Source organism: Pseudokineococcus marinus, from assembly GCF_013004605.1.
Classification (GTDB): Bacteria; Actinomycetota; Actinomycetes; order Actinomycetales; family Quadrisphaeraceae; genus Pseudokineococcus; species Pseudokineococcus marinus.
Window position 1 is genome coordinate 1 of sequence record NZ_JABEMA010000123.1, and the last position, 9,029, is coordinate 9,029.

General features: G+C 73.7%; 8 protein-coding genes. 3 read left to right on the forward strand and 5 right to left on the reverse strand.

Annotated elements, in window-relative coordinates; genetic code table 11:
- Window positions 1-154: 154 nt before the first annotated feature.
- Window positions 155-1,216 carry a class II fructose-bisphosphatase gene (gene glpX, locus HLB09_RS09410; protein WP_171203129.1) on the forward strand — a complete coding sequence of 354 codons (1,062 nt, stop codon included), beginning with the start codon at window positions 155-157 and terminating at the stop codon, window positions 1,214-1,216.
- Entirely contained in the window at window positions 1,213-2,181 is a 969-nt protein-coding gene (locus HLB09_RS09415; RefSeq protein WP_171203130.1) for a carbohydrate kinase family protein, read from the forward strand. The genes glpX and HLB09_RS09415 overlap by 4 nt, the downstream gene beginning before the upstream one ends.
- Window positions 2,182-2,243: 62 nt before the next feature.
- Here HLB09_RS09415 and HLB09_RS09420 read toward each other — a convergent pair whose 3' ends face one another.
- Genes HLB09_RS09420 through HLB09_RS09435 form a run of 4 tightly spaced genes read right to left on the reverse strand, consistent with a single transcriptional unit; the run spans window position 2,244 to window position 6,727 of the window.
- On the reverse strand, window positions 2,244-3,515 hold the full coding sequence (locus HLB09_RS09420) for an ABC transporter ATP-binding protein (protein ID WP_171203131.1): 1,272 nt from the start codon (window positions 3,513-3,515) through the stop codon (window positions 2,244-2,246).
- 40 nt (window positions 3,516-3,555) lie between these two features.
- On the reverse strand, window positions 3,556-4,389 hold the full coding sequence (locus HLB09_RS09425) for a carbohydrate ABC transporter permease (protein WP_171203134.1): 834 nt from the start codon (window positions 4,387-4,389) through the stop codon (window positions 3,556-3,558).
- Between the two features lie 14 nt (window positions 4,390-4,403).
- The gene (locus HLB09_RS09430) at window positions 4,404-5,378 is read right to left on the reverse strand and encodes a carbohydrate ABC transporter permease (RefSeq protein WP_409372993.1); all 975 of its coding nucleotides are present in this window, start codon (window positions 5,376-5,378) and stop codon (window positions 4,404-4,406) included.
- 5 nt (window positions 5,379-5,383) lie between these two features.
- Window positions 5,384-6,727 carry an extracellular solute-binding protein gene (locus HLB09_RS09435; RefSeq protein ID WP_322790104.1) on the reverse strand — a complete coding sequence of 448 codons (1,344 nt, stop codon included), beginning with the start codon at window positions 6,725-6,727 and terminating at the stop codon, window positions 5,384-5,386.
- Window positions 6,728-6,878: 151 nt separating this feature from the next.
- Between HLB09_RS09435 and HLB09_RS09440 the strand changes: the two genes are divergently transcribed.
- Window positions 6,879-8,306 carry a class II fumarate hydratase gene (locus HLB09_RS09440; RefSeq protein ID WP_171203133.1) on the forward strand — a complete coding sequence of 476 codons (1,428 nt, stop codon included), beginning with the start codon at window positions 6,879-6,881 and terminating at the stop codon, window positions 8,304-8,306.
- 220 nt (window positions 8,307-8,526) lie between these two features.
- On the opposite strand, the gene HLB09_RS09445 is transcribed toward HLB09_RS09440, so the two are convergent.
- A partial coding sequence (locus HLB09_RS09445; protein WP_246234943.1) for an aggregation-promoting factor C-terminal-like domain-containing protein occupies window positions 8,527-9,029 on the reverse strand: 503 nt, incomplete at its 5' end.

A 9,029-nucleotide genomic window follows, 5' to 3' on the forward strand; every position in this document is an offset into this window, starting at 1 on the left:
CCCGGTGGGCGCGAGGACCGGAGGCGCCCGACGTGGCGCACCTCTCCCCGCGGGCGCCGGCCCGGGCCTACCCCCGCCGCTAGGCTCGCGCCGCCGGCGGCCGCCCCTCCCCGGGGGGACGCCCGCGCCCACCCGCCGCGACGACGGAGGCCCCGTGACGCAGAGCTCGCTGCCCGCCTCGCTGGTCGTGGACCAGCACTCCCCCGACCGCAACCTCGGCCTCGAGCTCGTGCGCGTCACCGAGGCGGCCGCCATGGCGGCGGGCCGCTGGGTGGGCCGCGGGGACAAGGACCGCGCCGACGGCGCCGCCGTCAACGCCATGCGCCGCTTCATCAGCACCGTGGCGATGCAGGGCACCGTCGTCATCGGCGAGGGCGAGAAGGACGAGGCGCCCATGCTCTTCAACGGCGAGCGGGTGGGCGACGGCACGGGCGCCGAGTGCGACGTCGCGGTCGACCCCATCGACGGCACGCGCCTGACCGCCCAGGGCATGCCCAACGCCGTCGCGGTGCTCGCCGTCGCCGAGCGCGGGGCGATGTACGACCCGAGCGCCGTCTTCTACATGGACAAGCTCGCCACGGGCCCCGAGGCGGCGGACGTCGTCGACATCCGCCTGCCGGCGGCCGAGAACATCCGGCTCGTCGCCCGCGCGAAGGGGCTGCGCCCCGAGGACGTCACGGTCGTCGTCCTCGACCGCCCCCGCCACCGCGCCCTGCTCGACGAGGTCCGCGACGCGGGCGCCCGCGTGCACCTCATCGCCGACGGCGACGTCGCCGGCGCCATCATGGCGGCGCGCGGCGGCACGGGCATCGACCTCATGCTCGGGATCGGCGGCACGCCGGAGGGCATCATCGCGGCCTGCGCGCTCAAGGCCCTCGGCGGCTCGCTGCAGGGCCGGCTGTGGCCGACGGACGACGCCGAGCGCCAGCGGGCGGTCGACGCCGGGCACGACCTGGACCGGGTCCTCACGACGGACGACCTCGTCCGCGGGGACAACTGCTACTTCGTCGCCACCGGCATCACCGACGGCGAGCTCGTCAAGGGCGTCCGCTACGCCCCCGGCGTCGTGCGGACGCAGAGCCTCGTCGTGCGCTCGAAGTCGGGCACCGTGCGCGTCGTCGAGAGCGAGCACCAGGTGGCCAAGCTGCAGGCCTACGAGGCCGACCTCGGCCGCACCCGCGCGGATCGGGCGGCGCCCGCGAGGACCGGCGCGTGACCGCGGCGGACGGGCGCGCGGCCCTGGTCGTCGGCGAGGCCCTCGTCGACGTCGTCCACCGCGAGGACGGCGCCGGCGGCGCGACGACCCGGGAGCACCCGGGCGGCAGCCCGGCCAACGTCGCCCTGGGCCTGGCCCGGCTCGAGCGTCGCGCGACCCTGCTCACGCGCCTCGTCGACGACGAGCGCGGCCGGACGGTCCTCGCGCACCTGCGCGGCTCGGGCGTGGAGCTCGCCGCCCCGCTGCTGCCCGCGGGGGGCGGCGCCCGCACGTCGACGGCGCAGGCGCACCTCGACGCGGACGGCGGCGCCCAGTACGAGTTCGACCTCGAGTGGTCGCTGCCGGAGGACGTCCTCGCCGACGTCCTGGCCGCCGGCGAGCGCCCGCTCGTCGTCTGCACCGGGTCGCTCGGCACGGCGCTCGAGCCCGGGGCGGCGCAGGTCTCGCGCCTGCTCGACGCCCTGCGGCCCACGACGACGGTCGTCTACGACCCCAACCTGCGGCCGAGCATCATCGGCACCGCGGAGGCGGCCCGCCCCGGTGTCGAGGCGCTCGTCGCGACGTCGGACGTCGTCAAGCTCAGCGCCGAGGACGCCGAGTGGCTGTTCCCCGACCGCGCGGCGGAGGAGACCGTGCGCTCCTGGCTGGGCCTCGGGCCGGCCGTCGTCGTCCTCACCCGCGGCGGGGACGGCGCGCTGGCGGTCTGCTCGGCCGGCGAGGTGGACGAGCCGGGCCGCCGGGTCGACGTGGCCGACACCGTCGGGGCGGGCGACTCCTTCACCGGCGGCCTCGTCGACGCCCTGTGGTCGGCCGGCCTGCTCGGCGGCGAGCGCCGCGGGGCCCTCGCCGGGGTCGACCTCGACGTGCTGCGGGCCTGCGTGGCCGCGGCCACGGACGTCTCCGCCGTCACGGTCTCCCGGCCCGGCGCCGACCCGCCCACGCGCGCCGAGCTGTCCGTCTCCTGACCTCGCCCCGCCCGGCGCCTCCTGCCCGACGCCCCGCCGCCGGGCGGGGCGTCGGGGTGAGGTCAGGCGGGTGCGCCCTGGCCGACGGCCTGGGCGTGCTCGCGCGAGCGCTCCAGCGCCTGGCGCCTCATCTCCTCGGTGTCGGCCTGGATCGCGCGAGCGCGCTCCTCGTCCCGGGTGAGGCTCTCGCCCGTCGAGGGGTCGAAGAGGTGCAGGCTCGCCGGGTCGAACCACAGCCGGGCGCGGTCGCCGTCGCGCACGCGGCTGCGGGCGTCGAGGGTCACGACCATCTGGTGGCGCATGCTCTCGCCGTCGAGCTCCTTGTCGAGCTCGGCGAGCTTGGCGGCCACCCGCTCGTCGGGGCTGAAGGGCACGTAGGCGTACAGCTCGTTCCCGAGCCACTCCGTGACGTCCACGTCGACCTCGAAGGTCGTGCCCCGCTCGCGGCGCGGCCCCTCGAGGGTCTCGGCGTCCTCCACGTGCTCGGGGCGCAGGCCGGCGATGAGGAACTCCGCGCCCTCCGCCCGGCGGGCGACGTCCGCGCTGATCTCGACGTCCCCGAAGGGCAGCGAGAGCGTCGTCCCCGACAGCTGCGCGGGCAGGAAGTTCATCGGCGGCGAGCCGATGAAGCCCGCGACGAAGAGGTTGACCGGCTCCTCGTAGAGCTCGCGGGGGCTCGCCACCTGCTGCAGCTCGCCCTTGCGCAGGACGGCGACGCGGTCGCCCAGCGTCATCGCCTCGGTCTGGTCGTGGGTGACGTAGACCGTGGTCGTCCCCAGGCGGCGCTGCATGCGCGCGATCTCGGTCCGCATCTGGCCGCGCAGCTTCGCGTCGAGGTTCGACAGCGGCTCGTCGAAGAGGAAGGCGTCGGCCTGCCGGACGATGGCGCGGCCCATGGCGACGCGCTGGCGCTGGCCGCCGGAGAGGTTGGCGGGCTTGCGCTCGAGGTGCTCGCGCAGCTCGAGGAGGTCGGCCGCCTCGCGCACGCGCCGCTCGACCTCCTCGTCCGAGTGCTTGCCCTTGGCCAGCCGCAGGGGGAAGGCGATGTTCTCGAACACCGACAGGTGCGGGTACAGGGCGTAGTTCTGGAACACCATCGCGAGGTTGCGGTCGCGCGGGGCCTTGTCGTTGACCCGGGTGCCCCCGATGGTGAGGTCGCCGTCGGTGATGTCCTCCAGGCCGACGATCATCCGCAGCAGCGTCGACTTCCCGCAGCCGGAGGGGCCGACGAGGATGACGAACTCGCCGTCCTTGATGTCGAGGCTCACGTCGTTGACGGCCGGGAAGCCGTCGCCGTACTTCTTGACGATGTGGTCCAGGGTGATGGTGGCCATGGCGCTCTCCTTGTCGGGCTGCGGTCGCGGGCCGGGGCGCTCAGCCCTTGACGGCGCCGTTGGTGAGGCCGGCGACGATCCGGCGCTGGAAGACCAGGACGATGACGACGACGGGGATGGTGACGACGACGGCCGCGGCCGACGTCGCCCCCGTGGGCTCCTCGAACTGCGAGGCGCCGGTGAAGAAGGCGAGTGCGGCGGGGACCGGGCGCGAGGCGTCGGTGGAGGTCAGCGAGATGCCGAAGACGAAGTCGTTCCAGGCGATGAAGAAGGCGATGATCGCCGTGGTGAAGACACCGGGGACCGCGAGCGGCACGATGACCTTGCGGAACGCCTGCCACGTGGTGGCGCCGTCCACCTGCGCCGCCTGCTCCATGTCCCACGGGATCTCGCGGAAGAAGGCCGACAGCGTCCAGATGGCGAGCGGCAGCGTGATCGACAGGTACGGGATGATGAGCCCGGGCCAGGTGTCGTACAGGCCGATCGCCCGCCACATGTTGAACAGCGGCGTGACGATCGAGATCACGGGGAAGATGGCCACCGCCAGGGCGGTGGTCAGCAGCACCTTCTTGCCGGGGAAGTCCAGCCGCGAGACGGCGTACGCCGTCAGCGTCGCCATGACGACGGCGATGGCCGTCGCGATGAGCGTGATCCCGATGGAGTTGCGCAGCGCCGGCAGGAAGAGGTCCGCCGCGTCGCCCGAGACGATCAGCCGGTAGTTCTCCCAGGTGACGTCCGTGGGCAGGAACCGGTTGTCCGTGAGCTCGCTGGCCGGCTTGAGGCTCAGCGAGAAGATCCACGCCACCGGGAACAGGGCGTAGACGACGATCGCCACGGCGGCGACGTACCAGAGGGCCTTCTCCTTCCCCGACATCCGCACACCGCTCATCACTTGCCTCCCCGCTGCTGCGACAGGTCGACCTTGAACACCTTGACGAAGAGCACCGCGATGAGGACGACGAGCAGGAAGAGCAGCACCGAGATCGCCGACCCCAGGCCGACCTCCTGCCGTTGGATGGTCTGCCGGTAGGCGAGGAAGGCCAGCGTCTCCGTCCCGTTCGTGCCGGCCGTCATGATGAAGACGTTGTCGAAGATGCGGACGGCGTCGAGGGTGCGGAAGAGCAGGGCGACCATGATGGCCGCCTTCATGTTGGGGATGGTCACGCGGAAGAGCCGCTCGCGGAAGGTCGCCCCGTCGACGCGCGCGGCCTCCTGCAGGTCCTCCGGGACCTGCGCGAGGCCGGCGAGGAGCAGCAGGGAGATGAACGGCGTCGTCTTCCAGATCTCCGAGAGCATGATGACCGCGAGCGAGCTGCCGCGCTGGGCGAACCAGTTGAAGTCGTCGCCCACGAAGGGCAGCCACTGGTTGACGAAACCACCCGTGAGGTTGAAGGCGTAGAACCAGGCGAACGCCGAGACGACCGTGATGATGGCGTACGGGATGAGGATCGCCGTGCGCAGGACAGGACGGACCGTGCGGATCGCCTTGTGCATGACCATCGCCAGCGCGAAGCCGAGCACGAGCTCGACGGCCACGGTGATGACGGTGATGTAGCCGGTGGTCGCGAAGGCCCGCCACCACAGCGGGTCGGTCAGGATGGTGACGTAGTTCTGCAGGCCCACGAAGGCCCGGTCGTCGGGCGCCGTCAGGCGGTAGCTGAAGAGGGAGTCGTAGAGGGCCAGCAGCATCGGCCACGCGACCACGCCGATCATGACGAGGAACGCCGGGGCGCACAGCAGCCAGCCGAGGTTGCGCTCGCCCCGGGCGCGGTCCGTCAGGGGCGCCCTCCGGCCGGCGCGCCGCTCGGGGCGCTGCCCCGTGCTCGCGGGCCGCGGGTCGACGCTCGCGCGCTCCTCGCGCACGGCGCTCACAGCAGCGCCTCGCCCTGGAGGACCTGGCGGATGAGCTCCGCCGACGCCGCGGGCGTGGTCTGCGGGTCCGCCGAGCCGGGGCGCCAGGTGCGCTGGATGCCCGTCGAGACGACGTCGTAGTAGGGCGTCTGGGGCCGCGGCGCCGCGAGCTCCACCGACTCCTCGATGGTCGGCGCCATCGGGTACTGGTCCAGCACCTCCTGGCCCTCGAAGGCCGCCGCCGCGCTCGGCGGGTTGCCGTTGCTGAGGAAGTAGTACTGCTGGTTCTCCGGCGAGGCGATGCACGTGGCCGCCTCGTAGGCCAGCTCGGGCCGCTCGGAGAAGGCCCCCACGCCGATGTTGATGCCGCCGTAGGGGGTGGCCGGCTCGTCGTCCTCGGTGACCCGGGGGTAGAGGGTCCAGCCGTAGTCGTCGAGCGTCTCCTGCTCCATCGAGCCGGCCTCGACGAAGGACTGCGCCCGGGCCCAGACGAACGGCCAGTTGACCATGAACCCCCCGGCCTCGGACTCGAAGAGCGCCGCCGTGGCGTCCTCGTCCGCCGTCGACAGCTGGGGGCCGCCGACGCCCGCGTCGGCGATCGCCCGCATGATGCGCGCCGCCTCGGCGCCCTCGGGTCCGTCGATGGAGACCTCGATCTCCTCGGCGGGCGCCTCCGGGTTGGCCAGCACCTCGCCGCCCTGGGAGCGCACGAGGGCCGTCACCCAGACCGTCATCGACTCGGCCGCGGTGCCCTGCACGCCGACCGTGGTGCCCGTCTGCTCGGCCGCCTCGATGATCTGGTCCCACGTGACCGGCTGGGACATGTCGAGCCCCGCCTCCTCGGCGACGCTCTTGCGGTACCAGAGGAGCTGGGTGTTGGCGAAGAACGGCACGGTCACGAGCTCCCCGTCGTAGGAGGCCCCCTCCAGCGCACCGGCGAGCGTCTGCTCGGAGAACTGCTCCTCCACCTCCGGCGGCACCGGGGCGAAGAAGCCCGCCGTCGCGAACTCGGGGATGAAGGGCGGGTCGAGGCTCATGAGGTCCACCGAGGAGTCGCCCGCCACGAGCCGCCGCACGAGCTGCTCGCGCTGGCCCTGGGGGTTGTTCGGCAGGGTCTCGACCTCGAGGGCGTAGCGACCACCGCTGGCCTCGGTGCACCGGGCGGCGATCTCCTGCTGGCCGCCCGAGTCGGGGTTGATGTACCAGTTGAGGATCGGGACGCCCGCCTCCGTGGTCTGCTGCCCCTCCGAGCCGCAGGAGACGAGCAGGGTCCCGGACAGGACGGCGCCCAGGGAGAGGGCCGCGGCGCGGCGCGACCTCCCGCGGCGCACGGGCGGCGGGTGGGGGTCGCGTGGTCGCACGGCGGTCTCCTTCGTCGTCGAAGAGATGCGTGGGCGCAGCGTGCCCGCACCCCGGACCGCCCGCCACCCGGAGATCGCCGACATGTCGGACGCGTCACGCCCGGAGCCGTCCGGGAGCCTCCCGCCCCTGCGGCACGGCACGATGGCGCCCATGACGGACACCCCGACGAACTCCGCCGGAACGCCCGAGGGCTACCGGGTCGAGCACGACACCATGGGCGAGGTCCTCGTCCCCGCCGACGCCCTCTACCGGGCGCAGACCCAGCGCGCGGTCGAGAACTTCCCCATCAGCGGGACGACGCTCTCGCGCGTCCACGTCGAGGCCCTCGCCCGCATCAAGAAGGCCGCGGCGCAGGCCAACGCCGAGCTCGGCGTCCTCGACCAGGACGTCGCCGACGCGATCGCCGCCGCCGCGGACGAGGTGGCCTCCGGCGCCCACGACGACCAGTTCCCCGTCGACGTCTTCCAGACGGGCTCCGGCACGTCGTCGAACATGAACACCAACGAGGTCCTCGCGACGCTGGCGACCCGCCGCCTCGGCCGCGACGTGCACCCCAACGACCACGTCAACGCCTCGCAATCCTCCAACGACGTCTTCCCCACGTCGGTGCACGTGGCCGCGACGTCGGGCGTCGTCCAGCAGCTGCTGCCCGCCCTCGAGCACCTCGCGGACGCCCTGCAGCGCAAGGCCGACGCCTGGGCCGGCGTCGTCAAGGCCGGTCGCACCCACCTCATGGACGCCACCCCCGTGACGCTGGGCCAGGAGTTCGGCGGCTACGCCCAGCAGGTGCGCTACGGCGCCGAGCGCGTGCGGGCCGCCCTCCCGCGCACGGCCGAGGTCCCCCTCGGCGGCACGGCCACCGGCACCGGCATCAACACGCCCGCGGGCTTCCCGCAGCGCGTCATCGAGCTGCTGGCGCAGGACACGGGCCTGCCGGTCACCGAGGCGCCCGACCACTTCGAGGCGCAGGGCGCGCGCGACGGCCTCGTCGAGCTGTCGGGCGCGCTGCGCTCGGTCGCCGTCAGCCTGACGAAGGTCTGCAACGACCTGCGGTGGATGGGCTCGGGGCCGAACACCGGCCTCGGCGAGCTCCGCATCCCGGACCTGCAGCCGGGCAGCTCGATCATGCCGGGCAAGGTGAACCCCGTCGTCCCCGAGGCCGTGCTCATGGTGTGCGCCCAGGTCGTCGGCAACGACGCCGCGACGGCGTGGGCGGGCGCGAGCGGCTCCTTCGAGCTCAACGTCGCCATCCCCGTCATGGCGCGCAACGTGCTCGAGTCCGTCGTCCTGCTCGCCAACGGCTCGCGGATCCTCGCCGACCGCACGGTCGAGGGCCTCGAGGCCGACGAGGAGCGCGCCCGCGCCCTCGCCGAGTCCTCGCCGTCCATCGTCACGCCGCTCAACCGCGTCATCGGCTACGAGGCGGCCGCGAAGGTCGCCAAGCACGCCGTCGCCCACGGCGTCACGGTGCGCGAGGCCGTCGTCGCCCTCGGCTTCGTCGAGCGCGGCGAGGTCACCGAGGACCAGCTCGACAGCGCCCTCGACGTCCTCGCCATGACGCGGCCGCCGCAGCGCTGACGCACCTGACGCACGAGGGCCGCCACCTGCGTCGCAGGTGGCGGCCCTCGTGCGTCACCCCTCAGGCGGACGTCGTCGCCGTCGTCCGCCCGGCGGGGCCCTCCACACGGACGTCGTCGCCTCGTTCCGCCGGACGAGGCCCCTCACACGGACTTCGTAGCCTTCTCCCGCCCGGAGAAGCCTTCGCGGCGGACTTCGTAGCCTTCTCCCGCCGCGGGGCTCAGTACCAGTTCGTGGCCTGGCTGTGGCTCCAGGCGCTGCACGGGGTGCCGTAGACGTCGGCGATGTACTGCAGGCCCCACGTGATCTGCGTGACGGGGTTGGTCTCCCAGTCGGCGCCGGCGCTCGCCATCTTGCTGCCGGGCAGGGCCTGCGGGATGCCGTAGGCGCTCGACGTCGGGTTGTCGGCGTCCCACTGCCAGCCGCTCTCCTTCGTCCAGAGCTGGTCCAGGCACGACATCTGGTCGGAGCTCCAGCCGCGGTCGGCGACCATCGAGGCGGCCACGCCGCGGGGGTCGCGCTGCGCGCTGCGGCTCGCCGCGGCGGCCTCCGCCTCGCGCTCCGCCTGCGCCTCCTCGGCCGCGCGGGCGGCGGCCTCCTCGTCGGCGCGGCGCTGGGCCTCCTCGGCCGCGGCCACGGCGGGGGCCGTCCCGGCGGAGCGGGGGCCCAGCACGACGGCGAACTCGTCGCCGCCCGGGCGCGCCAGGTAGGCGTCGGCCGGCA